25 protein-coding genes are annotated in these 24685 nt (G+C 31.9%); 4 read left to right on the top strand and 21 right to left on the bottom strand.

All coding sequences use genetic code 11. From position 1 onward, the window contains the following. Positions 1-37 precede the first annotated feature (37 nt). The 10 genes from atpH to T410_RS04500 form a co-directional block, all read right to left on the bottom strand. On the bottom strand, positions 38-571 hold the full coding sequence (atpH, locus tag T410_RS04545) for an ATP synthase F1 subunit delta (protein ID WP_035669019.1): 534 nt from the start codon (positions 569-571) through the stop codon (positions 38-40). 5 nt (positions 572-576) lie between these two features. Then, a complete protein-coding gene (locus T410_RS04540) occupies positions 577-1077 on the bottom strand; it encodes a F0F1 ATP synthase subunit B (protein WP_035669016.1) in 501 nt (166 codons plus the stop codon). An 86-nt stretch (positions 1078-1163) separates the two neighbouring features. After that, positions 1164-1355, bottom strand: coding sequence for an ATP synthase F0 subunit C (gene atpE / locus T410_RS04535; protein WP_007136870.1), 192 nt, complete (start codon positions 1353-1355; stop codon positions 1164-1166). A gap of 91 nt (positions 1356-1446) precedes the next feature. Further along, a complete protein-coding gene (gene atpB, locus T410_RS04530) occupies positions 1447-2583 on the bottom strand; it encodes a F0F1 ATP synthase subunit A (protein ID WP_035669014.1) in 1137 nt (378 codons plus the stop codon). 120 nt (positions 2584-2703) lie between these two features. Continuing rightward, positions 2704-3096 (bottom strand): hypothetical protein, encoded by a 393-nt coding sequence (locus tag T410_RS04525; RefSeq protein ID WP_035669012.1) that lies wholly within the window; start codon positions 3094-3096, stop codon positions 2704-2706. Positions 3097-3206: 110 nt separating this feature from the next. Next, positions 3207-3434, bottom strand: coding sequence for an AtpZ/AtpI family protein (locus T410_RS04520; protein ID WP_035669011.1), 228 nt, complete (start codon positions 3432-3434; stop codon positions 3207-3209). After that, the gene (locus T410_RS04515; protein ID WP_035669009.1) at positions 3403-3810 is read right to left on the bottom strand and encodes a polymer-forming cytoskeletal protein; all 408 of its coding nucleotides are present in this window, start codon (positions 3808-3810) and stop codon (positions 3403-3405) included. Before T410_RS04515 ends, T410_RS04520 begins: the two co-directional genes overlap by 32 nt. A gap of 2 nt (positions 3811-3812) precedes the next feature. Then, complete coding sequence (locus T410_RS04510; RefSeq protein ID WP_035669008.1) at positions 3813-6440, bottom strand: tetratricopeptide repeat protein; 2628 nt, start codon at positions 6438-6440, stop codon at positions 3813-3815. A gap of 269 nt (positions 6441-6709) precedes the next feature. Continuing rightward, positions 6710-7405, bottom strand: a complete 696-nt coding sequence (locus T410_RS04505; protein ID WP_035669007.1) for an ABC transporter ATP-binding protein — start codon at positions 7403-7405, stop codon at positions 6710-6712. A gap of 64 nt (positions 7406-7469) precedes the next feature. Then, positions 7470-8939 carry a DUF5687 family protein gene (locus T410_RS04500; RefSeq protein ID WP_035674092.1) on the bottom strand — a complete coding sequence of 490 codons (1470 nt, stop codon included), beginning with the start codon at positions 8937-8939 and terminating at the stop codon, positions 7470-7472. 123 nt (positions 8940-9062) lie between these two features. Here T410_RS04500 and T410_RS04495 point away from each other — a divergent pair, with 123 nt between their 5' ends. Further along, positions 9063-10115, top strand: coding sequence for a ferredoxin--NADP reductase (locus tag T410_RS04495; protein WP_035669006.1), 1053 nt, complete (start codon positions 9063-9065; stop codon positions 10113-10115). Positions 10116-10162: 47 nt separating this feature from the next. On the opposite strand, the gene T410_RS04490 is transcribed toward T410_RS04495, so the two are convergent. Together T410_RS04490 and T410_RS04485 are read right to left on the bottom strand one after the other, a co-directional pair. Continuing rightward, on the bottom strand, positions 10163-11173 hold the full coding sequence (locus tag T410_RS04490) for a glycosyltransferase family 9 protein (RefSeq protein WP_035669005.1): 1011 nt from the start codon (positions 11171-11173) through the stop codon (positions 10163-10165). Positions 11174-11216: 43 nt separating this feature from the next. Next, positions 11217-11822, bottom strand: coding sequence for a DUF4254 domain-containing protein (locus T410_RS04485; RefSeq protein ID WP_035669004.1), 606 nt, complete (start codon positions 11820-11822; stop codon positions 11217-11219). Between the two features lie 86 nt (positions 11823-11908). Here T410_RS04485 and upp point away from each other — a divergent pair, with 86 nt between their 5' ends. Next, positions 11909-12562 (top strand): uracil phosphoribosyltransferase, encoded by a 654-nt coding sequence (gene upp / locus T410_RS04480; RefSeq protein ID WP_035669003.1) that lies wholly within the window; start codon positions 11909-11911, stop codon positions 12560-12562. On the opposite strand, the gene T410_RS04475 is transcribed toward upp, so the two are convergent. Beyond that, positions 12557-13486 (bottom strand): DUF6427 family protein, encoded by a 930-nt coding sequence (locus T410_RS04475; protein ID WP_035669002.1) that lies wholly within the window; start codon positions 13484-13486, stop codon positions 12557-12559. The genes upp and T410_RS04475 overlap by 6 nt on opposite strands. A 145-nt stretch (positions 13487-13631) precedes the next feature. On the opposite strand from T410_RS04475, the gene T410_RS04470 reads away from it, so the two are divergent. Beyond that, positions 13632-13862 carry a hypothetical protein gene (locus tag T410_RS04470; protein WP_035669001.1) on the top strand — a complete coding sequence of 77 codons (231 nt, stop codon included), beginning with the start codon at positions 13632-13634 and terminating at the stop codon, positions 13860-13862. Between the two features lie 32 nt (positions 13863-13894). On the opposite strand, the gene purD is transcribed toward T410_RS04470, so the two are convergent. After that, positions 13895-15169 (bottom strand): phosphoribosylamine--glycine ligase, encoded by a 1275-nt coding sequence (gene purD, locus T410_RS04465; RefSeq protein ID WP_035669000.1) that lies wholly within the window; start codon positions 15167-15169, stop codon positions 13895-13897. Between the two features lie 133 nt (positions 15170-15302). On the opposite strand from purD, the gene T410_RS04460 reads away from it, so the two are divergent. Beyond that, positions 15303-16610, top strand: coding sequence for a phenylacetate--CoA ligase family protein (locus tag T410_RS04460; protein ID WP_035668999.1), 1308 nt, complete (start codon positions 15303-15305; stop codon positions 16608-16610). On the opposite strand, the gene T410_RS04455 is transcribed toward T410_RS04460, so the two are convergent. The 7 genes from T410_RS04455 to T410_RS04425 form a co-directional block, all read right to left on the bottom strand. Beyond that, entirely contained in the window at positions 16594-17376 is a 783-nt protein-coding gene (locus tag T410_RS04455; RefSeq protein ID WP_035668998.1) for a glycosyltransferase family 2 protein, read from the bottom strand. The genes T410_RS04460 and T410_RS04455 overlap by 17 nt on opposite strands. 1 nt (position 17377) lies before the next feature. Then, positions 17378-18871: an undecaprenyl-phosphate glucose phosphotransferase gene (locus T410_RS04450; RefSeq protein ID WP_369793012.1), complete on the bottom strand. Its 1494-nt coding sequence runs from the start codon at positions 18869-18871 to the stop codon at positions 17378-17380. A 318-nt stretch (positions 18872-19189) separates the two neighbouring features. After that, positions 19190-20173 (bottom strand): UDP-glucuronic acid decarboxylase family protein, encoded by a 984-nt coding sequence (locus T410_RS04445; RefSeq protein WP_035668997.1) that lies wholly within the window; start codon positions 20171-20173, stop codon positions 19190-19192. Positions 20174-20201: 28 nt separating this feature from the next. Further along, complete coding sequence (locus tag T410_RS04440; protein ID WP_035668995.1) at positions 20202-21350, bottom strand: glycosyltransferase; 1149 nt, start codon at positions 21348-21350, stop codon at positions 20202-20204. Beyond that, positions 21337-22515, bottom strand: coding sequence for an O-antigen ligase family protein (locus tag T410_RS04435; protein ID WP_035668993.1), 1179 nt, complete (start codon positions 22513-22515; stop codon positions 21337-21339). Before T410_RS04435 ends, T410_RS04440 begins: the two co-directional genes overlap by 14 nt. Continuing rightward, positions 22512-23309 carry a glycosyltransferase gene (locus tag T410_RS04430; RefSeq protein WP_035668991.1) on the bottom strand — a complete coding sequence of 266 codons (798 nt, stop codon included), beginning with the start codon at positions 23307-23309 and terminating at the stop codon, positions 22512-22514. Before T410_RS04430 ends, T410_RS04435 begins: the two co-directional genes overlap by 4 nt. After that, the gene (locus T410_RS04425; RefSeq protein ID WP_152556929.1) at positions 23302-24681 is read right to left on the bottom strand and encodes an O-antigen ligase; all 1380 of its coding nucleotides are present in this window, start codon (positions 24679-24681) and stop codon (positions 23302-23304) included. The genes T410_RS04430 and T410_RS04425 overlap by 8 nt, the downstream gene beginning before the upstream one ends. Positions 24682-24685: the final 4 nt, after the last annotated feature.

The raw sequence follows: 24685 nt of genomic DNA, 5'->3' as shown, positions 1-24685 counted from the left end.
TTAATTTATAATTTAGACACTTAAATGTGTAATAAAACTAATTACTTAACTCTCTTTTTAATACTTGTAATCTGTTGGCTACTGAAGCATTATATTGCTTGTCGCCTATTCTTAGAATAAATCCTCCAATGATTGAAGCATCTACTATATTCTCTATTGTGATTTTCTTATCTGAAAATGTTGCAATTTTAGCCAAAACTTTAGCTTCTAATGCTGTATCCATTGCAATAGCGGTAGTAACTTGCGCTACTTCAACACCATTCATAATATCAGATAATTTACTGTATTCTAAAGCAATTGCTTCTAGAATTTCGAATCTTTTGTTTTCAAATAACAAATGAAATAACCCTTGAGTTACACCATTGATACCTGCAAAAACTTCTAACAGTGCTTTCTCTTTCACTTCCACTTTCATGGTTGGATTTTGAATAAACGTACTCAATTCCAAATTACCATTAATTGTTGAAGCTATAGATTTCATATCGTTATTTACAACTTCGGCAACACCTTTTGAGTTTGCTAAGTCTAGAATTGCTTTTGCATAACGAATTGCTGCTCTTGTACTTGCCATAATTGTTAGTTTAACTTTACGTCGCCTAACATTTTCTCAACTAATTTAGTTTGAGCTTCTTTGTTAGATAATTCGTCTTTCAATATTTTTTCTGCGATACTCAATGATAAAGTTGAAACTTGTAATTTCAATTCAGCCATTGCTGCATTTTTTTCACTTTCAATTGCTGCTTTAGCTTGCTCAATCATTTTTAAACCTTGAGCCTGTGCTTCGTTTTTAGCATCAGCAACCATTTTTTCTTTCATTTCACGAGCGTCTTTAAGCATGTTGTCACGCTCTAATCTTGCCTCTTGTAAAATACGTTGGTTATCTGCCTGAAGGTTTTGCATTTCCTTTCTTGCATTTTCAGCTGAAAGCAATGCGTTTTTAATACCCTCTTCTCTATCATTTACTGCATCAAGAATTGGTTTCCAAGCGAATTTTTTTAATAAGAATATTAATCCAACAAATATAAAAACTTGCCAAATAAACAAACCAAACGAAAAATCATTTATTAACTTATCCATTGTATATAATTATAATTTTTTAATGTTTTAATTTTAAAAACAATAGTCACAACCAACCGTTGTAACTATTGCTTTTTGTGTTTTAATTAAGATGCGAATAACGCAGCGAAACCAATACCCTCAATAAGTGCAGCTGCGATAAGCATAGCTGTTTGGATTTTTCCAGAAGCTTCTGGTTGACGAGCAATAGCGTCCATTGCTGAACCACCAATTCTACCAATACCTAAACCTGCTCCGATTACAATTAATCCTGCTCCTACAATAGTTGGAATTTGCATAATATATATATTAAAAATTAAACATTCTTATTAATAGTCTAATGTCATAAAGTCAAGCTGACTTTTAAACTTTCGACGTTTCACTTTCGACTTAATGGTGAGCCTCTTCGTGATGATGCTCCTCGTTACCTGCTCCAAAATATAGTGCAGATAACATAGTAAAAATATAAGCTTGTAAAAAAGCAACCAATATTTCAAGTATAGAAAGCGCAAACGCTAATCCAAAAGATAACGTGCTTCCAATCCAGCTTTTAAAGATAAACATTAAACCAATGATACTCATCAAAACTACGTGACCAGCTAACATATTAGCGTACAAACGTATCATTAATGAAAATGGTTTGATTACTGTTCCTAACAATTCTATTGGAGCCAAAATAAATTTCATTGGAGTTGGCACACCTGGCATCCAGAAAATGTGTCCCCAATAATTTTTATTAGCTGTTAATGTTGTAATGATATAAGTTAAAATTGCTAACGATACTGTAATAGCGATATTTCCAGTTACATTAAATCCAAGTGGCATCAATCCTAAAATATTAAGAAAAAGAATAAAGAAAAATATCGTAAGCAAATAGCTCATGTATTTTTTGTAATTTTTTTCTCCAATATTTGGAATTGCAATTTCATCACGTACATACAAAACTAGAGGTTCAAAAATACGTCCTACTCCTGAAGCGATTCCATTATTTTTAGCATATGATTTTGCCAAACTTGAAAACAACAAAAACATAAACAAAGAAACTAGCAAAATACCAATAACACTTTTAGTGATTGAGAAATCTATAGGCCTAACATTAGTAGGATGACCGTGTTCTCCTTCTGTTAAAGTCCCAGAAGCGTCCGTTTTGTATATTTTTTCATGGTGCAACACATAGTAATTACCATTATGTTCCGCTGTTTCTTCACCATGATGAAATTTTGAAGAAGAAAAAACTTGAAGACCATTATCCCACAGAATAATTGGTAATGAGAAACCATAATGTTCGCCTGTTTCTTCATCTACATTAAATGTAAAATCATGAGCATCCAAAAGGTGATGATTGATAAATTCCTTGATTTTAGATTTTACATCTGTTGGTTCAGCATGAGCTTCTTCTGATACCTCATGAGCAACTTCTGTTTTTACTTTCACAGTATCCACTTCAGGATTTGCAAAACTAATTAATGGAAGACATGCTACTAAAGCTACTAATATAAATCTAAGTGGTTTGTTTGAAATCACCATAACAGTTAATTATCTTAATTTATTACGTTTCTGAAATTTGGTGCAAATGTACATTTTTTATTAATATTCAAAAGCATATAAAAATTTATTTTTGGAGTATTTGACGCATAAGTAACATTTTTATTGCTTTTCGTTTAATATGCGTATCGTTAGAATGGTTTCAATTGCTAAAAAGAGAATAAACATCACAAAAAAATTCTTTTTCTCTATTGTACCGCTATGATTAGAAACCTGTAATAAAGGTCTTAAAATCAAATAGCAAAAAATCATTTTAATACTAGTGCTCAATAGAAATGACATTCCTATGTTATCAAAACTTCGCTCTTTGACTTTCAACAGAACAATAAAGACTGTTATTGACAGCCCTGAGAACAGTAAATATAGCGTTTCTATCGAATAGTGAAAAGCTTTGTCATTAATGTCAAAAAAATAAAAAACAACTTTGTGAAGGATGTAAGCTAATCCGGCAACTGTAACTAGGTTTAAAAGCGGTTTGTAAATTTGTAATTTCATCGGGTTAATTTTTTGCCGCAAATGCAGGACGCAAAGTTATTTATATATAGTTTATTTAAACCCAAAATTGCCAACTTTTGATTCGCACTACTCTTTAATAGTTAAAAAAATTATTTCGATTTATTGATTTCGTTAACTTGTCTTATCACATTATACAGCGCTAAAAAAACACCAACCATGACTAAAATTTTATTGTAATATACTTTTGGACTGGGATGATTTTCGTCTAACCAATTTCCCAAATAGGAAAACAAAAAGATGATTACTCCCATTTGAATTGGGATATTAATCAAGGCGAGCCATTTACTAGCTTGTTTTTTGTTGGGTTTGTTGTCCATCGTGCGGCATTAGATTTTTTATATTGGTCTTCATTGTACAAGAAGCGCTAAAATCAGCACCGGGTTCTACTGATAGTTTCCCTACCGAAACTTCGCCATGAATACTAGCTTTTGACTTTACATTTAGTATTTCAGCAACATGAATTTTGCCGTTGAACTTTCCTTCAATATCAGCATTCTTACAAACAATATCACCGGTAACGCTTCCAGCTGGTCCTATAACAATTTTTCCACTGGATTGAAAATTACCAATTAATTCTCCATCTAATCTAAAATCAGCCTGAGAAACAATATCACCTTTTATGGTGGTTCCCTCAACTATTCTATTGGTTTTACCCAAAAGATCCGTGTATGATTTTGGCTTTTTATCAAACATGATTATTGGTTTTTAGGTGCTAAATACGCTTCTAAATTTTTCTTGATTTGAATTACTTTATAGTTTTCATCAGAAACCACTATTGCAGGTTCATCAATTTTATATTTGATATTCTCTTTCATTGTTTGTGCAATATCTTTTGCATAAATCTCCGAATTGATTCCGTGAATAGTAATAAAATTTTCCTTTTCGGTATAAATATCAAAGGAATAGGTTAGTTTTTGAATGTTTTCACCAGCAATAAATAGCTTGATTTTTTCTTCGATTGCCTTTGTAGTTTTATCTTCTCTTGATATTGCTTTATAAAGAATTTTCCAGTTTTTATTGTCAACATCACTAAAGTTCTTCTCTTCTAAAAACGGTATTTGAGTTGTTAGAATCTCAACAGCTTTTTTGCCTTCTTCGCTGTTAGGATAATTATCCGCTAATTCCTGTAACCCATTTTTATAAGCTATTAATCCTCTTAGTTTTCCAAGAGTAGTTGCTTTTAACAGTTCAAATTTAGGAGCGATTTCATCCCCTGAAAACTGATTAATCAAATCATCCATTTTTGCTAACACAACAGCATATTGCTCCTCTTGATACAATTTATACCATTTATTATAGACTTTCTCCGGTGATTCATTATCTACAGCTACTGAGTTTGTATTGTTTATTATTTGTGCATAACGAGAATTTGGATACTGAGCCGAAATTCTGTTCTTGATTTCTTCTGCTTTACCAGCATCCGTAATTTGATAAATTTTATATAAATTATAGAGTGCGGGAAGAATGAATTTTTCTTCAGGATTATTTTTTAATAACTGTTCCAGTTTAGCACTAGCCAATTCATATTCTTTGAATTTTTCTTTATAGATAATTCCAAGCTGGTAATAGGCAAAATTACGCTCTTTGGCAATGCTGTCAATTGCGGTTAGCTTTGTAGGAAGCTGTTTTAGGTAAAAGTCCGTAGTGTATTTTTCAACCGGTTTATCAGTTGCTAATTTATCTTCCACTTTTGCTTTGTCTGCTCCAATGGAATCATTTGCAACAAAATCAGTCTTGTTGGCTGATAATCTCCAATTTCCGGTTGAAGATCGGTCTCCCCATGTTTTTTTAAATTCTAATTTTCCAAAAGCAATGGTCGTAGGATTATAAAAATAGAAAACACTGGCTGACTCCTGCCCAGAATTGCTGGCCATAGTAGGTGGAGCTAATGACGATTTCCTTGCCGGTTTTCCTGGTTCCTGATTAGGAGAAGCCGGATCAATTGAAGCCGTTTTACTGTTCCTTTCTATATTTTCTTGTTTATTTTTGAGTGCTTCTTCCACAACTTTTTTGGCCTCATCTTCCTTTTTTAACTTTTCAATATAATTTTCAAAATACAAAACCCGGTCTGTTTCTGACAAAGCTACTACATGTAAAATACTGTCGTTGGTTTTAGCAATTGCTTCGAGTTGTATTACTTCGTCTAAATCTTTTCTGGTTTTTTGAATGTGAATGAATTCTCTGGTTTTAACATCCAACTTCACTAAAGTACTGTCATAATACTTAGCTGCTACTGGATAATCGGCATTTTTAAAATACATATTACCTAAATCCCTGTAGTTTGAAGCTATCAAATATTGGTCTGTTGTTGCTTTTTTTAGCGAAGCATTGTAAAAATTTAAAGCTGTTTTTTGTTTGTTGTTTTTATCATAAAACACTGCCTTTTCTCTATAAATTACATCCAGAAACGGCCTGTTTTCTCTGTCGGCAATTAGTTTGTTAAATGTTTTTAAAAACGCAGTGCTGTCTCCCGTTTTGTAATCAAATAATTGTGCTTTTTTGGCATAAGCATGAATAACATATTTCCTTTCGGATTTTCTATTCATAGCTATCACAGATTCATAGCTTAAAATAGCGCTGTCTTTTTTCCCTAATTCCTCGTACAATTGCCCAAGAATAAAACGATATCTTGCTCTTTCAGTATTTACTTTCGTGTATTTCTGAGCTATTTTTAATTTTGCTAAAGCGCTGTCTTTTTCTTCTAAGTTTAAAAATGCTTCAGACAAAAGGGCATTTGCATCTGCATAAACTTGTTTTTTCAGTTCTTTCTCCTTTAGCATTTTGGTCATGTTTTTCACAACCAAAGCATCGTTTCCAAGTCGCATATTGGTTTTTTCACGCCAAATTTTAGCTTCATAAATTCGGCTGCTGTTGGGATATTTGTATAAAATATAATTGAATGCATCTAGTGCTGGAATGAATCTTTGATCATAATAACGAGATTTACCAAGTAGTAAATATGCTTCGTCTATCTGGCTGTTTTTTTCTCTTCCTCCAATGTTCATGGAGTGTTTTTGAATTGCCTTTGTAGCTTTGGTCTCGGCCAATTCAAAATCAGCATTTTTAGGTTTTCCATCGGGAGAAATATCTTCCTCCATTTGCATCCTTTCGACAGGCAAACGCTTCCAAAAATTATCTTTACTATTTGCTTTTATACCATTAACGCCTTTATCTAAACCTATTTGCCCGTTATATAAAATATTATATTTTGTGCTCAAAGCATGGGATTTTCTGGCCAAAAAAGTGTCCTTTTTAGTAGAACACGCTACCAAAAAAAATAAAAATCCTAGCGTAAATATATGTTTGAATGTATTAGTTTTCAATGGTAAACAGTTTTTATCAATTAACTACTAAAAATACTTTTTAGTATAATGACTTGTAAAAATACGTTTCTTTTTGATATCGTGGAAATTATTAGGTTCCTTTTTGATTACCGGTTTTGCTTTTGCTTGAGATTTGAGATTAAGAGGAAAACAGCCAGTGGCTGTAAGGTATTATTATTGCTATTTGAGGTAAGACCCCTCATTATATTTTATTTGAAACTAAAGTCCTACCCTGAATTTTTCTTTCAGGACCACGACCAAATTAAATTTTAAACTGCAAAAAACAGTTCTAACTCCTGCAGTGTCTCTCTTGATGTTTGAATATCTTTTACAATTTCGCCTTTGTTTAGTGCCACAATTCTATCGCAAACCTCAACAGTATGCATTAAATCGTGACTGGAAACCAGCACTGTAACATTTGGATTTTCGGCTAATTCCTTGATGATTTTTTTTAATCTGTTAACCGTTGTCGGGTCTAGATTAGCAAAGGGTTCGTCAAGAATTACTACTTGGGGGTTACCAATAAGTGTAGCGATAATACCTACTTTCTTCTGGTTTCCTTTGGATAAATCACGTAAATACTTTTTGTTTTTTAGGATTTCACCATTAAAAAACTCCTCGTGTTTGATTAACAAAGCATCAACATCAGCTTTGTTTTGTCCTCGTAAATCACCTATAAAATAAAAATATTCTTCGGGGGTTAAGTAGCCAATTAAAAAGCTTTCGTCCAGAAAAGAGGCGGTGAACGGTTTCCAGTTTTCGCTGGTGTTTACCTGAACGTCATTGTTGATAATATTTCCGGTTGAAGGCTGGATTAAATCCAATAAAAGACTGAAAAAAGTAGTTTTTCCGGCACCATTATTCCCTACTAATCCAAAACTTTGTCCTTTTGGGATTTCCAGATTTTCAATGTTTAGAACTGTGGTTCCGTTATATGTTTTTGAAAGATCGTTTACTTGTATCATTTTTAAAAAAGTTTAATCGGTTATTTGTTGATTTGGTTAATCGCTTTATAAAAATTGACAACTATTAACTCTTTTGTTTGTAAGCTGCAATGGTTTTGTATTTCTCCGTTTTATAAATTTTCTCAATTTGTGTGAAAACTTTATCTCTCAAAGCAAAACCTATTATTCCAGCAATTGCGACCATTGCTAATCCTAAATTAGGACTCATTAAAATAGAACCAATCCAATACAGCCCTACCGGCAATAATAATTTTGGCAACGAAATCAACATGGTATTTACATTAAAGGCTTTTTTATCTCCAAAAGCGCCTTTGCTGGAATCTAAATCTATAGGTGTTTTTGTGTAAGCACCCGCAAGAAGCACCAAATGGGAATTCACTCCAATATTATAAACAGCGCCCACCACAATGGTAAGATACACGTGCCATCCAAAATACAAATAGAATGAAGCTAAAATCGTAGAAATAACGGTTGCAATAACAATAAGCCACCACTTAGAACTCAAATATCCTCGATACGGAATATTTTGTGTCATCATTAACTGGTAATAGGAGCTGTCCCAACTGGGCACAAATTGACCGAAGGTGAATAAAAAACCACCAGAAACAAAAATGCCTGCGAAAATGTGCATTATGGGATTATTGTAGGCTGCGATTTTATTGGTAAAGAATAAGAAACCATAGAATAAAAACACAACGCTCATAATCACTGTAGTTTTAGATCGTTTGTTTCTTTTGATGAGTTTAATGTCATTCTTCAAGAATGTCCCTAAAGTTCCAAACTGGTTCAACCACGTTAAATCCTCGGTTTTGGCGATTTGGTGTTTATTTGAAAGCCCCGAATCAAGGTATAAGTTGTTTTTGAAATAGGTAAACGTAACATAATACAACGCGATTAAAGCCAAAATTGGCAGTAAAAACATCCATTTTGTGTGGAATAAACCCTCAAAGAAAATGGTGGTATAAGTAGTAACATCAAAAACATGATAATACTGACAGCCACCTAAAACAAGAATAATTCCTACGAAAATGGCAAACAAATTGTCTTTATTGTTCAATACGATATTTAGAAAATTGTTAATGTAAATTATCGAAATCATGGCTAAATGCCAAAGCAAAACGCTCACCAAATCATATCCTTCAATAATTAATACAACCGAAAAAGGCAAAAAGAAAAAAGCATGCGCATAATTAAAAAAAGACAACATGGTTTTGCCTAATGAAAAATGAACAATTGTTGGTTTCTTAAACGGTAAAACCAATAAAGGACGAATGTTCATTACCGGAATTTTTTGCAAGAGCAAACGAATAATTAAATCAAATAAAAAGTAGTAAATCAGGAATTTATTAACGGTAACCAATGGTTCCAGATTCATTTTCTTAATAATATAAAAGGCTCCAATTCCCAAAGCCACAAAAACTAAAGCAAAATAAATAGCCACAAAAAGCATCAAGATTTTTAAACCTAAATTTGTTGCGAAGGAAGCTGATCTAGTGAAAGCCTTCCATTCGAGATAGATAAATTTTTTGAACATGGTTCGTAGTTTGATTGTAATAGGTAGTTGAATTCTTGAAATGTTACATCTAATATAAAAAAAATAGGCAATTATAATCTTCATTTATTTGTCGTTTCCTACTTTTGTAAAAAAAATAATCACATGCCTTCATTCAAAAAACTTGTCATCAAAGAAGTAAAACGGGAAACCAAAGATGCGGTTTCCATACTTTTTAATGTTCCCGAGGAATTAAAACCAAACTATACTTTTGTTGCGGGTCAATATATTAATCTTAGACTTACTTTAGACAATCAGGAAATTCGCAGAGCGTATTCAATTTGTTCTGCTCCGGAAAGCGGTGAATTACGAATTGCAGTAAAAGCGGTGAAAAATGGACTTTTTTCGCAGTTTGCCAATGTAAAACTGAAAGCCGGTGATGTGCTTGAAGTAGGAAAACCAGAAGGAAAATTCACTTTTGAACCACAAGCTGACCGACAAAAAAATTATGTGGCTTTTGTAGCCGGTAGCGGAATCACACCTGTACTTTCTATCCTGAAATCAGTATTGAAAAGTGAACCTAAAAGTTCTTTTGTCCTTGTTTACGGCAACAAATCTCCCGAAGAAACGATCTTTCACCAAGAATTGCATGATTTGCAATTGCAATATGTAGGCCGTCTTTTTGTACATTATGTTTTCAGTCAAGCCAAAGCAGAAAATGCATTATTTGGTCGAATAGACAAATCAGCGGTGAATTTTGTTTTGAATAACAAACATGCGGCATTAGAATTTGATAAGTTCTACTTGTGTGGACCAGAGGAAATGATTACTACCGTTTCGGGTGTTTTGGCAGCAAAAAACATCAAAGAATCAGCTATAAAATTTGAATTGTTTACAACTTCTTCCAAAGAACATAAAATCGAAAAATCATTAGAAGGCCATTCGAAAATTACTGTTATGGTAGATGATGATGAAACGACTTTTGAAATGTCACAAAAACAAACCATCCTTGAAGCAGCTTTAAAACAAGGCATAGATGCGCCCTATTCTTGTCAAGGCGGAATATGCAGCAGTTGTCTGGCTCGTGTTACCTCAGGAACTGCCGAAATGACCAAAAACTCTATTCTTACTGATAAAGAAATCGCCGATGGATTGATCTTAACCTGTCAAGCACACCCAACATCAGAAACTATTTATGTAGATTATGATGACGTTTAGAAAACGTTTCAATTATAATGAAAACTTCTCTGAAAAGGGAAGTTTTTTTATTTTAGGGAGGTTTTGATTTTTTCTACTATTTTTTCCGCTGAAATCGTTCGCATGGCATCTTCATACCCTTCGACTATTTTATTTCCATACACCGAAGTGGGTAATTTTGGAAACTGATTTCTATCTGAAACCAAAGCATTTTCTATAGGCTGATTGAAAGGTGAAAATCCAGCATAAGGATGTGTTGCGCCCCAAAGCGTAATAACTTTCACGCCAAGCATTGCTGCAATATGTGCATTCCCTGAATCCATCGAAAGCATAACATCAAGATTACTGATGAGTTGTAATTCCTGCTGAAATTTGAGTTGCCCCGCCATAGTAATGACATTTTCTTTGTTGGCTGAAAGTGAATTTAAGAGTTCTATTTCTTTTTTTCCTCCACCAAAAAGCAGTATTTTACAGTCTGGATTTTTGGATAATTGATTGATGACTTCCTGCATCAGATCCAACGGATACACTTTGGAATCATATTGCGCAAAAGGAGCAATTCCTATCCATTTTTGGGTTTTTTGTCCAGTAATTTTTATGATTTCAGCATTTAAAACTGCTTTTTCAGGAAAATCTGGTTGCGCTAAATCAACTGCAAAACCAAGTTGTTCAAATACTTTGCTATGTCTTTCAAACATCGTTGGCAGTTGTTTGAAAACTTTATTTTCGGATTGGGTTAATGCTTTTTTCTCTGCTCTTCCTTTATCTACCGATGCCACTTTTTTTCCGCTTAAAGCAAAAAGATTTCTGACGATTTTAGACCGCAAAACATTATGCAAATCGGCGAAAGCATCAATATTAAGTGCTTTTAAATCATGGAACAAACTCAACAATCCCATGAATCCTTTGTGTCGTTCCTTTTCATCGAAAACAAAAAAAGAAACGTTGGGGATGGAATCAAAAAAAGGTTTGAAAAACGGTCTGGAAACGACAGTGATTTTAACTTGAGGATGCTGGTTTACAAAAGCGCGTAAAACAGGAACCGTCATGGCGACATCTCCCATTGCAGAAAGTCTCATGACGGCTATATGTTTGATTTTTTGGGTCAATTAAAAAAGAGAATTACTTCTTGTTTTGGTACAAAACAGGATTCAAATCATCATCATTGTACATTTTCATCTGCTTGTAGACTTTCATGAATTTATCTCCATTTTCAATGTCTTTTAACAAGTCGCCAATTGCTGTTGACAAATCAGTTCTTTGCTCTAAAAGAATATTTAATTTTGTCTGGCATTTATCTCTGTGATCTTGTGAAGCTTCAGCACGAGTGGCTTCTTCTTTCATGTGATAAATTTTCAAGGCTAATATAGACAGTCTGTCAAAAGCCCAAGCAGGACTTTCTGAGTTAATTTTTGCGTTGTCTTTTACTACAACATGGCTGTATTTTTGAAGAAAATAACTGTCAATATATTCCACCATATCCGTGCGTTCTTGATTAGAGGCATCGATTCTTCTCTTCAAAGTCAAAGCTGCAACCGGGTCAATATTTGGATCTCGGATAATATCTTCAAAATGCCATTGCACCGTATCAATCCAGTTTTTATGATACAATAAATGTTCAAATTTATCCTTTGGGAAAGGATTATTTATAGGCTGATCTACATTATCAAATTGATGATAATCTTTAATACTTTGTTCGAAAACTGAATAAGCTAATTTTGAAAACATATCTTTATATATTAAAAGGCAAAGATACTTTTTTATACTTTTATAGATAAAAAAAACTTTAGAAGTTTAATTCCAAAAATAAAACCATGCAAATCCATATTTTATCAGAAAACAATAGTGTTCTGAACCATTTTTTAGGACAAATTCGAAATGTGAATGTTCATAACGACAGCATGCGTTTTAGAAGAAATATTGAACGTATTGGTGAAATAATGGCTTATGAATTAAGTAAAGAATTGCACTATAAAAACATCGAAATTCAAACGCCACTTGGCATCAAGAAAACTACCGAAATTGAAGATCAATTGGTTTTGTGCTCGATTTTACGTGCAGGATTGCCTTTGCATTTGGGTTTTTTGAATTATTATGACAATGCCGAAAACGGTTTTATTTCGGCCTTCAGACACCATCCTAATACTGATGATTATTTTGAAATTGTGGTTCAATACCAAGCAATTGCCGATATTAATGGCAAAAATGTGCTGTTAATTGATCCCATGCTTGCTACCGGACAATCGATTGTTGCAGTTTTTAAAAAATTAATGGAAAGAGGAACTCCAAAGGAAATTCACATTGCAGTTGTAATAGCTGCGCCAGAAGGAATTGAACATCTTAAACAGCATTTACCCGATACATGTCATCTTTGGATTGCTGCATTAGACGAAAAACTTAATGAACATAGTTACATTATTCCTGGGCTTGGCGATGCAGGAGATTTAGCTTTTGGGGAAAAATTATAGTTGTGAGAAAAAGGCAAAAAGACTGCATAAAATAAAAACAAACAATACGATTTCCTGTTTCAGTTTTAGCTGCACAATTTCAATATGACTTGTCGCCATAATTGCTAACGGTGCAAAGGTAAATACTAACAAGTCATTACTTTTATTAGATGAAATCAAGAAGATTACTATCCCAATAAAGAATGAAGCGATAATTTTTTTGAAAGAAACGTGTAAAAGCTGAGGCCTGCTTGACAATGTTGCAAACATAGAAATAACGAAAAACAAAGCGATTGTAGCATATATCGAAAAAGCGGCGTTTTGATAATTATTAGTAAAATAATCAATCCTAAAATCCATCCTTACACTCGTAGTTATGTATTCTATAACGTTCACATTGAATATTGCAGCATATAACAAGAAAATAATTGCTGTGGTAAAAAAGGCAATAAACGGCAAAAACCAGTTTCTATAATCTCTGGAAACGTGGAAGATTATTGATATGAAAACCAATATTATAAAAATAATACTCCAAAAATGAAATAACGAAGCTAAAAAAATCCATAAGGAGGCATCAAATATTTTTTCTTTGGAAGCTTTGAGAGATTGTAATGAAATCAATCGGCGAAGTGCTAATAGTATAAAGAAATTTGAAACAATTAAATTGATATTATTTAAAACTGAAGGAAAAAATAGCAACAATAAAAAATAGAAAAAAACGGTGTAGGTACTGTCTTTACTGAGTCCGTTTTTCTTTACAACAAAATTTGTAATAAAAACAGAAGCCAGTAAAATACAGAACAATGCTACTTTTTTTAAAATCAAAAAAAGGGAATCAGTCCAGGAAAAATCCTGAAATTGGTATATTAAAAAGAAAACCAGCATTAAAATTACGACCAATGAAAAATTTAATGGTGTAGATTTTTTAAAAACACTTGTTATCATAAGGATATTTTATACTTTTGTGTTTGTAAATATAATACTTGTTTAAAAAGGAAACCCTGCAAGTTCAAAAAGATTCTTACTAAATAAGACCTTTTACTATTTAAGAGCCTTTTAAAAACAACTAATAAAATTAATTTTATACATTATGAAAGCATTTTTCGAAGGAATACAATACTTATTTGTAAACATTTTATTTGCTCCTCTAGACTTTTTACGCTCTTTAGAGCTTAAGTCATGGTTTGCAGCTAATACTATCAACTGGATTTTCATGATTATTTGTGCATCTGCAATGGTATATTGGATCAAACAATTGAGAATTTTTGACGCAAACGGAACAGAAAATCAAGATACTACCGCTCACTCTTTCTTAAAATAATATTTTAAAAAAAAGTGAACGATAATTAGAAACTATTTTAAATCGTTTCCAATATCTTTTCTAAAATACATCTTATCAAAATTTAGTTTATCTATGTTTTGGTAAGATTTTTTTATGGCCTCTTCGAAATCATTACCATAAGAAGTTACGGTTAAAACCCTTCCTCCATTTGAAACTACATTTCCATTATCTAGTTTAGTTCCTGCGTGAAAAACAATCGAATCCTCAATAGTATCTAATCCTGATATTATTTTTCCCTTTTCAAAATCTTCAGGATAACCACCAGAAACTACCATAATTGTAGTAGCACTTCTTTCATCAACTTCCAATGTTATTTCATCGAGTTTTTCATTGGCAACAGCCAAAAACAATTCGACTAAATCCGTTTTCAATCTTGGAACAACCACTTCCGTTTCTGGATCGCCCATTCTTACATTGTATTCAATTACGATTGGTTCATTATTCACATTAATCAATCCTATAAAAACAAATCCTTTGTACGGAATTCCATCTTTCTGGAAACCATCAATGGTTGGTTTTACGATGCGTGTTTCGATTTTCTCCATCAAAACGGCGTCAACATACGGAACTGGGGAAACTGCTCCCATTCCGCCTGTATTTAATCCCGTATCCCCTTCGCCAATGCGTTTGTAATCTTTGGCTGTTGGTAAAATTTTATAGCTTTTTCCATCCGTAAGAACAAAACAACTTAATTCTATACCGTCAAGGAATTCTTCGATCACCACTTTAGAACTGGCATCACCAAATTTTTGGTGTACTAACATGTTTCTTAATTCTTCTTTGGCTTCCGCCAAATCGTGAATAATCAAAACACCTTTACCTGCTGCTAATCCGTCTGCTTTCAAAACATAAGGCGGTTGCAGTGTTTCTAGAAATTCACATCCTTTTTCAACAGTTTCGGCAGTAAAACTATCGTAAGCAGCTGTTGGGATATTATGTTTAATCAAAAATTCTTTGGCAAATTCTTTACTTCCTTCTAATTGGGCACCAATTTTTGATGGTCCAATAACTGGAATCTGTTTTAACTCGGCATCATTTAAAAAGAAATCGTAGATGCCTTTTACTAATGGATCTTCTGGTCCTACAACAACCATTTCTACTTTTTCCTGGAGAACAAAAGCTTTTATAGCATCAAAATCAGTTGGACTTATATCAATATTGTTAGCTATTGCTGCTGTTCCTGCATTTCCTGGTGCTACAAAAAGTGTGTCGCAAAGCGGACTTTGAATCATTTTCCATGCAAATGCATGCTCTCTTCCGCCTGAACCTAGTAGTAAAATTGTCATGGTGTAGTTATTAGTTGTAAACCGCAAAAATAATTGCTTTTGAACTTAAAAAATAATTAATTTTCAAAAAGTTGTTGGTTCATGGTCATTAGTTCTACGTAAATATTATTTTTGATGAAATATCCCCTTAAAAATGTTTCCACTTTTCGACTTAACGCTGCAAATAAATGGTTTCCCAATGAAGGAAGCTAAAGCCGAATTGCAAAAAATTGTTTCTTTATCTGAAAAAGAACACGAAGATTTTATTGAAAATAAAAAATTAGAAATTGTTGATTTTCATTTGCAAAACAATCCTTTCTATAAAGAATTAATTGGTTCAAATGCTTCCAATTGGGATGATTTACCCATTTTGAATAAAAAAAACTTACAAAAACCATTACTGCAAAGACTTTCAAAAGGGTATTCTCCAAAAAATAGTTACATCAATAAAACCTCCGGTTCCAGTGGCGATCCGTTTATTTTTGCCAAAGACAAATACAGTCATGCTTTGACTTGGGCTTCTAATATCTATCGTTTTGGTTGGTATGGAATTGATTTCAATAGTTCCTATCAAGCGCGTTTTTATGGGATTCCGATGGATTTTATTGGACACAAAAAAGAACGCTTCAAGGATTTATTGAGCCATCGGTTTCGGTTCTCTATTTTTGATTTATCGGATGTGGTATTAGAAAAAATTCTGAAGAAGTTTCAGCATAAAAAATTCGATTATATCAATGGATATACGAGTTCGATTGTTTTGTTTGCTAAATTTTTACAGAAGAGAAATATTGTTTTATCAGCCATTTGTCCTACTTTAAAAGTATGTATGGTAACTTCAGAAATGCTTTTTGAGGATGATAAAATTCTTTTAGAACAACAATTTGGAATACCAATTGTCAATGAATACGGTGCTTCAGAATTGGATTTAATCGCTTTTCAAAACACAAATGGCGAGTGGCAGCTAAATTCAGAAACGTTATTTGTTGAGATTTTGGATGACAATAATCAAGCCGTTCCAAATGGTACTTCGGGCCGAATTGTGATTACTTCCTTATTCAATAAAGCGCATCCGTTTATACGCTATGATATTGGTGATATTGGAATTTTGGACGAAAAAAGCACATTGAAAAAGCCCATTCTCAAGAAGTTAATCGGTAGAACAAATGATGTGGCACTCTTACCAAGCGGAAAAAAATCGCCTGGATTAACGTTTTATTACGTCACCAAAAGCTTTATCGAAGACGATGGAAACGTAAAAGAGTTTATTATTAAACAAACAAAGATTGATTCTTTTGAAATTGAATATGTCAGTGAAAATGAATTAAATTCGGCACAAATTAAAAAAATAGAAGCTGCAATTGCTTTGTATCTGGAACCCAATTTGAACTTTAAATTTACAAGAAAAGAAACATTAGAACGAAGCAATCGTGGAAAATTAAAGCAGTTTAAATCGATGCTTTAATTTTTTTAATACAAAGTCGTTTAATGATTAATTGCGTGAATAAAAACCCTGCCATACACAATATTGAAACAATTGTATTAAACCCGTGAAAGGTTCGATAAACTGCAAAATTATGCTTCAATAAATCAAGTTTAGAAGCTGAAATCGAATTTTCTCTGATTCTATAAAAAGCAAGACTTTCAGGAATAGGTTGTGCCGTTTTTATTTTTTTTAGAATTGTAAGCCATAGCATCCAATCCTGGCGTTTACGGATGGAAGAAATAGCAATTTTCCCAAAATAATCCACATCATAAATGCCGGTAAGATTCCCAACATAATTGCAAAAAAACAGTTGCCGATAGGAAAGATTTCTCGGTGCTTCCACAGTTCTATTTAATGATTTCCCCTCTTCATTGATACAATCATAGAAAGAGAAGGTAAACGGTAAATTATTGGTTTTAAGAAAATCAATTTGTCTCTCCAGTTTTTGTGATTTCCACAAATCATCGGCATCCAAAAAAGAAATATACTTTCCCTTACATTTAGTTACTGCTGTGTTTCGTGCAATACCGGTTCCTAAATTTTTTTTGGATTGAAAAAGTTGGATTCGATTATCTAAAAGCGCCATTTTTGTAACAATAGATACTGTTGCATCTGATGAACAATCATCTACTATAATAAGTTCCCAGTTTTTGTAAGTTTGATTCTGAACAGATTGAATGGTTTCAGCAATGAATTTTTCAGAGTTAAAAGAAGGGGTTATAATTGAGACTAATGGTGTTTCCATTTTAATATGCTTTTTCTTCTCCCTTGAAAATATTAACTACCGTTTGAGAAATTATTTTTAAATCTAATATTAGTGACCAATTTTCAATATAAAAAATATCAAATTTTATTCTATTAATCATATCATTATCCGTCTCTATTTCACCTCGAAAACCACTCACTTGAGCTAATCCTGTAATTCCGGGTTTAACAGAATGACGCACCATATATTTTTTAACTTTATTTCCATAGACTTTATTTTGTGCCCAGAGATGAGGCCTCGGACCTACAACTGACATTTCACCAAGTAAAACATTTATAAATTGAGGCATTTCGTCTAAACTTGTCTTTCTCATAAATTTACCTATTCTGGTAACACGAGGATCATTTTTTGATGCTTCTATTTCAGTTGTTTTATTGATTCTCATAGAACGAAGTTTATAGCAATAAAATTCATTCTCATCAATTCCAGGTCTTCCTTGTTTAAAAAAAACGGGGCCTGAAGATTCTAATTTTATTAAAATAGCTAATAAAGGAATCAACCAAGATAGAAGTAATACAATAATTATAATAGCAAAAACAATATCAAATGTCCTTTTGAATACTTTGATTGCTGGATCATGCAGAATTGTTTTTTTTAAAGATAGTACAGGGAAAAATTCGTAATAATCTATTTTTAATTTTTTTGAAAAAATTTCTTTAGTATCAGGAATGAATTTTATTGTTTTATTATTTTCATCAGCAAAATCTATTAAATCTTTCAAATGCTCATTGGAGATTTCATTCAATGAACAATAAATTTCATCGACACAATTTTCAATTACAAAAGGTTTCAAATCTGCCAATTTTCCTTTAATATTTTGATTTGATTTCTTATCTGAAAAATATCCCAAAAAACGATAACCATAATCATTTCTTGTTTCGAAAAGATCTTTTAATCGAATTGCTTCGGGAGTATAACCAATGATTACAGCACTTCGATAATTGCTTCCCGTTATTATTCTGTATTCCTTTAAATAATAAAACAATAAAAATTTCGAAACAGTAATCAATACTATTACTGCTGAAATAAAAAGAGCAATCACTGTTGCGTTAAAAACAACATGTTTTGAAAACGGAAAAAAAGCAATGATTATTAAAAGAAATAAAATCCCCTGTTTGACTATTTTCGAAATAATTTCAATTGGTTTTGTAAAGCGATAAACATCGTAAAACTTGATTGAAAAAGCAGCTGTAGTCCATCCAATTGTTTGATAAATAAGATAATGCTCAATATTTAAATTGAGGTCTTCAAGAAAGAATAAGCCTAATATTGAAATAACGATCAAATCAATTAAAACACTAATAGGCCTTATGTATTTTGAATATCTTCCTGTTTGAGATGCCGTCATAATTAACGAATATAACCAGTTTGGTTTTCTATCGGTCTTTTTAAAAAAATTACTATCACTATTAAATTGAAATAGTCGCAGGTAATATTCATCATTTCTAATTGGTTTACTTTGGCTATCCAACATATCATCTGTTTTTACTTTTGGTTAGCCGCTTGTAATTGAAAAAAATAACAAACAGACAAAACGGATAAAATTTACTTTATTGTTCTTACTGTAGGTTTGTTTTTAACTACTCAATAGCCGTACAAAATCTATTGCAGTAAATGTGTTACTATTTTTTTATTCTTTATTAAATTGAAAGTATATTAAAACTATACAATCCCTTATAAACCCCAAATTAATTCCTAATCCATTAATCTTTATGCTCTTTATAAGAAAAATATAGAATTTATAGCTATTAATCCTGTAATACGAACATAAAAAACGAAAAGGAAAATTTCTCTACTTTATATAACCCGAAAAATCTTTATGTTCTTCTTTAGAAAGTTCTTCTTTAGATAATGATTTAAAATAGTCGTAAGTGATTTTCATTCCTTCGGCACGATTTACTTTAGCTTCCCAACCCAGCAATTTTTTTGCTTTTGTAGTATCTGGCTGACGTTGCAAGGGATCATTTATTGGTAAAGGGAAATAAACCACTTTCTGATTGGTTCCTGTCAGTTTTATGATTTCTTCAGCAAAATCTTTAATGGTGATTTCATCCGGATTCCCAATATTTACCGGTAAAACATAATCAGAATGCAATAATCTGAAAATACCTTCCACCTGATCATCTACATAACAAAAAGAACGTGTTTGCATACCGTCACCAAAAATAGTTAGGTCTTCACCACGAAGCGCCTGACCTATAAATGCTGGAATAACGCGACCGTCATTGAGTCTCATTCGTGGACCGTACGTATTGAAAATTCTAACAATTCTGGTTTCTACACCATGAAAAGTATGATACGCCATAGTGATGGATTCCTGAAAACGTTTGGCTTCGTCATAAACACCTCTTGGGCCTATTGTATTTACATTTCCGTAATATTCTTCAGTTTGTGGGTGTACCAATGGATCTCCATAGACTTCAGAAGTGGATGCAATAAGAATTCTGGCTTTTTTTACTCGCGCCAAACCTAAAAGGTTGTGTGTCCCAAGTGACCCTACTTTTAATGTTTGTATTGGGATTTTCAAATAATCTATTGGACTTGCAGGCGAAGCAAAATGCAAAATATAATCTAATTGACCTGGAACATGAACAAATTTGGTGATATCATGATGATAAAATTCAAAATTTTCCAATTTGAATAAATGTTCTATGTTTTTTAAATCTCCAGTGATAAGATTATCCATTCCTATAACAAAATAGCCTTCTTTAATAAAACGGTCACAAAGATGTGATCCTAAAAATCCAGCAGCACCAGTGATAAGTATTCTTTTCATAAACGTTGTTTGTTTGGGCAAAATAAGACTATTTATGCGACTTTTTATATTTTAAATTTGATTGTTTTAGATAAATAGTTTCCAGATCCACGATTTTTTTTAAAATATTATAATCTTGTTCGAATGAATTTTTGGCGTTTTTTGAAAATGTTGCATGTAATTCCTCTTCGTTCAATAATTTAATACATTTTGCCGAAAAATCTGCTATATCATTTTCTTTAACTAAATAGCCATTAAAATTATTTGTTATCAAATCTCTATTGCCATCGCAATCCGAAACTATGCACGGAGTTCCTAATGTCATGCTTTCGATTATAGAGTAAGGCAATCCTTCATATCGCGCAGTTGAAATATAAAATTTTGCATCATTAATGATATTAAAAACATCGGTTCTCTTTGTCCAGTTTAAAAGGGTGATATCAGTTGACATATCAAGCTCGATTATAAGATTTTTAACAGAATCCAAATTATCCGAAACTGGGCCTACTCCCATTATAACTAAATGAATATTTGTAGTTTTCTTTATTTCGTATAGAACTCTTATCATGAATTCAATATTTTTTTGATAAGACGGACGCCCAACGGTACAAATATAATTATCAGGCCACGTTTTTTTTATGGATAGTGAATCGATTTTATCAATAGGTCTTATTGCATTATTGAAAAGCAATACGTTTTCTTCTTTAAATCCTACTTCTTCAATTGCTCGCTTCATTTCAGACTTGGAACAAGCTAAAAGAGTTACGTTGCCTTTGGACAATAATTTTTCAATAAACAGAAAAACTGATCTTTTAAAGGTATCATCTGTACTTAAATAAGAGAATGCCTGCGGAGTATACAGAACCGGAGTTCCTGTTAAAATTGCAACTATCCTACCAATTACACCTCCTTTTGCACTGTGGCAGTGAATTACATCCGGTTTTTCATTTTTTAGTATTTGGTATGTTTTTATTATTGAAATAAGATCATTTAAAAATGTTATTTCTCTGGATATTGGTAATTTAAACTCCTTGATAATGACTTTATTTTTATCATAAAAGCTTTCCGTTGTGTCAACAATTCCATGGATTACTATATTTTCAAATTGTGATGGATTGCTGTTTTCAAGAATGAGTCGCAAGGAAACATCAACACCTCCTACAGAATGGAGAACGTGGGCAATTTTAATTTTTTTCATCTCTATATTTTGCGGTTATAGAAAACACGATTGCCGTTAAATAACAACCAAATTGCCTGTGCAATACATTTTCCATCAAAAAAAATAATGTTAAAGAAACAACAATCGAAAAAAAGTAAAAATTTCCCAAAGAATTTTTCATCATTGAAAAAATAAAAAATAGAAACAGTCCCAATCCTAAAAAACCGCCAATTAGAAATAAATCAATAAATTGGTTATGAGAATTATATTTTATAGCTAAAAACCATGCTTTTTTACTTTCATTTGTAATAGAATCAGCATAACATTGAACATATTGTTCCTCCATCCAATTGAAACTTTTACTTCCAAAAATGAAATTAAAATCAGAGGAACGAATTATCTCAGATGCACAACTCCAAATTACAACTCTTGGTTCATAATCTTTCATCGTTTGAAAACTATCGGTAACAAAAAACCTATTTGACAAATTCTTATAACTCAATAAAGCGGTAAATACGGCTATAAAACAAACTGCAATAATGATTGCTTTTTTTATAACTGAAAAACCCGAATAGAATAAAAGATAAATTATAGCGACTCCAATTAAAGTGATTAAAGACAACCTTGCCGCAATAAAAAAGATAAAAATTCCAAAAAACAAACCCAAAGCAAATAATGCTTTTTTAAATTTAGGATATTCTTTTGCCATGAATAGGCATAAAATTAATGCTACAAGACATATAAATCCCATATAAGGCCTTTCTACTATCAAAATCCTATTGACATCTTCTCCAGTATTGAACGGAAGTATTTTATTGTGTAAATAATAAATGGAAGTATGAATTAAGGCAATACTAACGGCGATAAAAACCGATGCTATAAAACCCCAAATTATTTTATTTTTTGGAACGGGAATAAATAATATGGGAAGTATAATTACAACTAAAAATCGACTGAATACATTTATTTCGTTACCAATCGATGAATTAAAAAAAGACTTAATCAGGAGATACAGGAAAAGTATACCAAATGCATAAAAATAATGTCTTTTAGGGAAAACTATTTTTTTCTGATAAAACAATACAGCATAAAATAACAGAGCAACCCCTAAAATAATATTGGGGATTGATTTTGAAAAAGACAACGCCAATATTAATAAAAGAATAATATTGCTATAGCTTTCTTTCTTTGAAAATATATTCATTCTTTGAGCCTTTTTATTTTTTGAATGATTGAATGGGGTAAAACATACAAAATCAAATTTCTTGTAATTCCATAAACTGGCCAAAAACCAAAATAAAAATTATCCTTAATAACCCTTATTCTGCTCCAGACTTGTTCTTTCCTTTTTGAAAAGGAAATCCCTGATGGATTAATTTCATATTGCAGCAAAAATTCTGGCAGATTAGCCGTTTCGAATTTATTTACAATTTTAAAGAAAAAAGCATAATCCTCAGCTGCCTTATAATTTGTGGGATACTTCCCCACAATAGCTATAATTTCTTCTGCAAACATAACCGTTGGATGAAGAAACATAGCATTATTAAACATTTTATTCTTTATTACTTGGTTCTTTTCTGGAAATAAAGTCTTGTATAAAAAAGTACCCTTTGGGTCCACCGCAATAGCATTCGAACCCACTAATTTTATTTCAGGATTTTCAACCAGAAATTTTTCTTGTATTTCAAATCGCTTTCCAATGCAAGTGTCCCCACAATCCAATCGAGCAATAAAGTGATATTGATTTGTTTTAACAATATAATCTAAGCCATGGTTCAGCGCAGATTCAATGCCTTCGTTTTTTTTTAAATAAATATACTTGATTTTTCCTGTTGCTTTGAAAGCCTGGTTTGTGGTTATTTCGTTAATTCTTTCCGTGATGCTCCCATCATCCACGATGAGGATATCCAATGTTTCTGAAGCTTCTATTGATGCCACAGATGCCATTAGTCCAAGCGGATTATTATAGTGCGGAATTAATAGAACGACCTTATTCATTTGTAATCATTTTTTCTTGAGACAATCGCATCAAAATAGCTAACGAAAGCCAAATCCCATAAATCCTAAAAGTATCTATTTGCAACCAATTAATAAATAGCCCTGACAACGAAATTAATAGTATATAAGACAAAATTTTCTTCTCACCAGTACTGTTCTTTATGAATATTTTTGTTTGCTTTATAGAATAATAAATTAATGCCAATAGAATCAAAAACCCTATTATACCTGTTTCAGCCAATAATCTGGTATAAAGATTATAGCCTGGAGGGAAGGATTTTACATTCTTATTCTTATACATTAAATCAAACTCATAATTATCTTTTGTAGCCCAAGTTGGATAATGCGTTCTACTGTGATAAGTCTGTTGTCCAAAACCAACCCCAACAATAGGATTTTCCTTGAAAACTTGTAACGAAGCATATTGCAACCCAAGCCGAGATTGATTAGACTTATTGCTTTTTAAATTTCCTATAAAATCGAATGAGATTATTTTTTCTGAAATGGCGTTTACTGTTTTTTGTCCATTAAAAATAAGCAATACCGCAAATAAAATTAAAATTCCATAAAAGGATTTTACAAAATAATTTCTATTTTTTTTGTCTTTATAAACTATCGTCGCAAAAACAATTAATTGAAAAAGAACAACCATTAAACCTGTTCTTGATCCTGAAAAAAAGGTAAGTACTAAAACCAAAATGGCAGGTAGAAATTTCCAACTTTTTTTTTCAGTCAAAATATAACTAAACATCCAACCGGCAATAGTGATTAAGTAAATTGCAAAAAATGGTGGTTCATAAGCAATGGAAGAAATACGTCCTTTTTCATGTATGGAAACTTCTAAAAAAGGAAAATAATCAAATAATTTTAAAATTGGATACAAGAATAAATAACCAAAATAAGAGACTAAAATTTCCAAAAAACCATAGATAGAAGCCACTATTAAAGACCAGAAAAACACTTTTCTTATTTTAAAAAGAAGGTCTTTTAATTCCATTTTTCGGATAACATTATAGTAAAAAAGGAAGAAAATAATACTCGAAAGTAACAAGGCAAAATACTGTCTGATAAATCTGTTTATACCTCCAGTATGCTTAAAATAATTAGATTCAACAGTTTCAATGTTTAATACTGTAGTAATGAAACACCAAAATAGAAAACTCAACATGATTTGAAAAATGGGGTTTTTCAAAGGAATCACAATTTTTTTGGTAAAACCAGATTCAAAAATCAATAGTAAAAAGCCCAATAAAAAGAAAACTGCACCCGCCTCACTTTTAAACTCTCCAAGTATTGGCAGACCTTCATATTCGTTAAACGAAAAAAAGAAAAGGCCTAGAAAAAAAAGGATCGTATATAATTTTCTGAGCAATTTT

The sequence above is a fragment of the Flavobacterium sp. 83 genome (assembly GCF_000744835.1).
Taxonomy (GTDB): Bacteria; Bacteroidota; Bacteroidia; order Flavobacteriales; family Flavobacteriaceae; genus Flavobacterium.
Note: the sequence above shows the minus strand (reverse complement) of the source record. Positions and strands in the feature narration are given on the sequence as shown.

Coding starts and splice junctions, on each gene's coding strand:
- T410_RS04445 (WP_035668997.1), bottom strand. CDS start 20,173: ATGAAAAGAATACTTATCACTGGTGCTGCTGGATTTTTAGGATCACAT.
- T410_RS04440 (WP_035668995.1), bottom strand. CDS start 21,350: ATGAAAAAAATTAAAATTGCCCACGTTCTCCATTCTGTAGGAGGTGTT.
- T410_RS04435 (WP_035668993.1), bottom strand. CDS start 22,515: ATGAATATATTTTCAAAGAAAGAAAGCTATAGCAATATTATTCTTTTA.
- T410_RS04540 (WP_035669016.1), bottom strand. CDS start 1,077: ATGGATAAGTTAATAAATGATTTTTCGTTTGGTTTGTTTATTTGGCAA.
- T410_RS04430 (WP_035668991.1), bottom strand. CDS start 23,309: ATGAATAAGGTCGTTCTATTAATTCCGCACTATAATAATCCGCTTGGA.
- T410_RS04455 (WP_035668998.1), bottom strand. CDS start 17,376: ATGGAAACACCATTAGTCTCAATTATAACCCCTTCTTTTAACTCTGAA.
- purD (WP_035669000.1), bottom strand. CDS start 15,169: ATGACAATTTTACTACTAGGTTCAGGCGGAAGAGAGCATGCATTTGCA.
- T410_RS04460 (WP_035668999.1), top strand. CDS start 15,303: ATGTTTCCACTTTTCGACTTAACGCTGCAAATAAATGGTTTCCCAATG.
- T410_RS04475 (WP_035669002.1), bottom strand. CDS start 13,486: ATGATAACAAGTGTTTTTAAAAAATCTACACCATTAAATTTTTCATTG.
- T410_RS04450 (WP_369793012.1), bottom strand. CDS start 18,871: ATGTTGGATAGCCAAAGTAAACCAATTAGAAATGATGAATATTACCTG.
- T410_RS04515 (WP_035669009.1), bottom strand. CDS start 3,810: ATGTTTGATAAAAAGCCAAAATCATACACGGATCTTTTGGGTAAAACC.
- T410_RS04520 (WP_035669011.1), bottom strand. CDS start 3,434: ATGGACAACAAACCCAACAAAAAACAAGCTAGTAAATGGCTCGCCTTG.
- T410_RS04470 (WP_035669001.1), top strand. CDS start 13,632: ATGAAAGCATTTTTCGAAGGAATACAATACTTATTTGTAAACATTTTA.
- atpE (WP_007136870.1), bottom strand. CDS start 1,355: ATGCAAATTCCAACTATTGTAGGAGCAGGATTAATTGTAATCGGAGCA.
- T410_RS04495 (WP_035669006.1), top strand. CDS start 9,063: ATGCCTTCATTCAAAAAACTTGTCATCAAAGAAGTAAAACGGGAAACC.
- T410_RS04485 (WP_035669004.1), bottom strand. CDS start 11,822: ATGTTTTCAAAATTAGCTTATTCAGTTTTCGAACAAAGTATTAAAGAT.
- atpH (WP_035669019.1), bottom strand. CDS start 571: ATGGCAAGTACAAGAGCAGCAATTCGTTATGCAAAAGCAATTCTAGAC.
- upp (WP_035669003.1), top strand. CDS start 11,909: ATGCAAATCCATATTTTATCAGAAAACAATAGTGTTCTGAACCATTTT.
- T410_RS04505 (WP_035669007.1), bottom strand. CDS start 7,405: ATGATACAAGTAAACGATCTTTCAAAAACATATAACGGAACCACAGTT.
- atpB (WP_035669014.1), bottom strand. CDS start 2,583: ATGGTGATTTCAAACAAACCACTTAGATTTATATTAGTAGCTTTAGTA.
- T410_RS04525 (WP_035669012.1), bottom strand. CDS start 3,096: ATGAAATTACAAATTTACAAACCGCTTTTAAACCTAGTTACAGTTGCC.
- T410_RS04500 (WP_035674092.1), bottom strand. CDS start 8,939: ATGTTCAAAAAATTTATCTATCTCGAATGGAAGGCTTTCACTAGATCA.
- T410_RS04490 (WP_035669005.1), bottom strand. CDS start 11,173: ATGAGACTTTCTGCAATGGGAGATGTCGCCATGACGGTTCCTGTTTTA.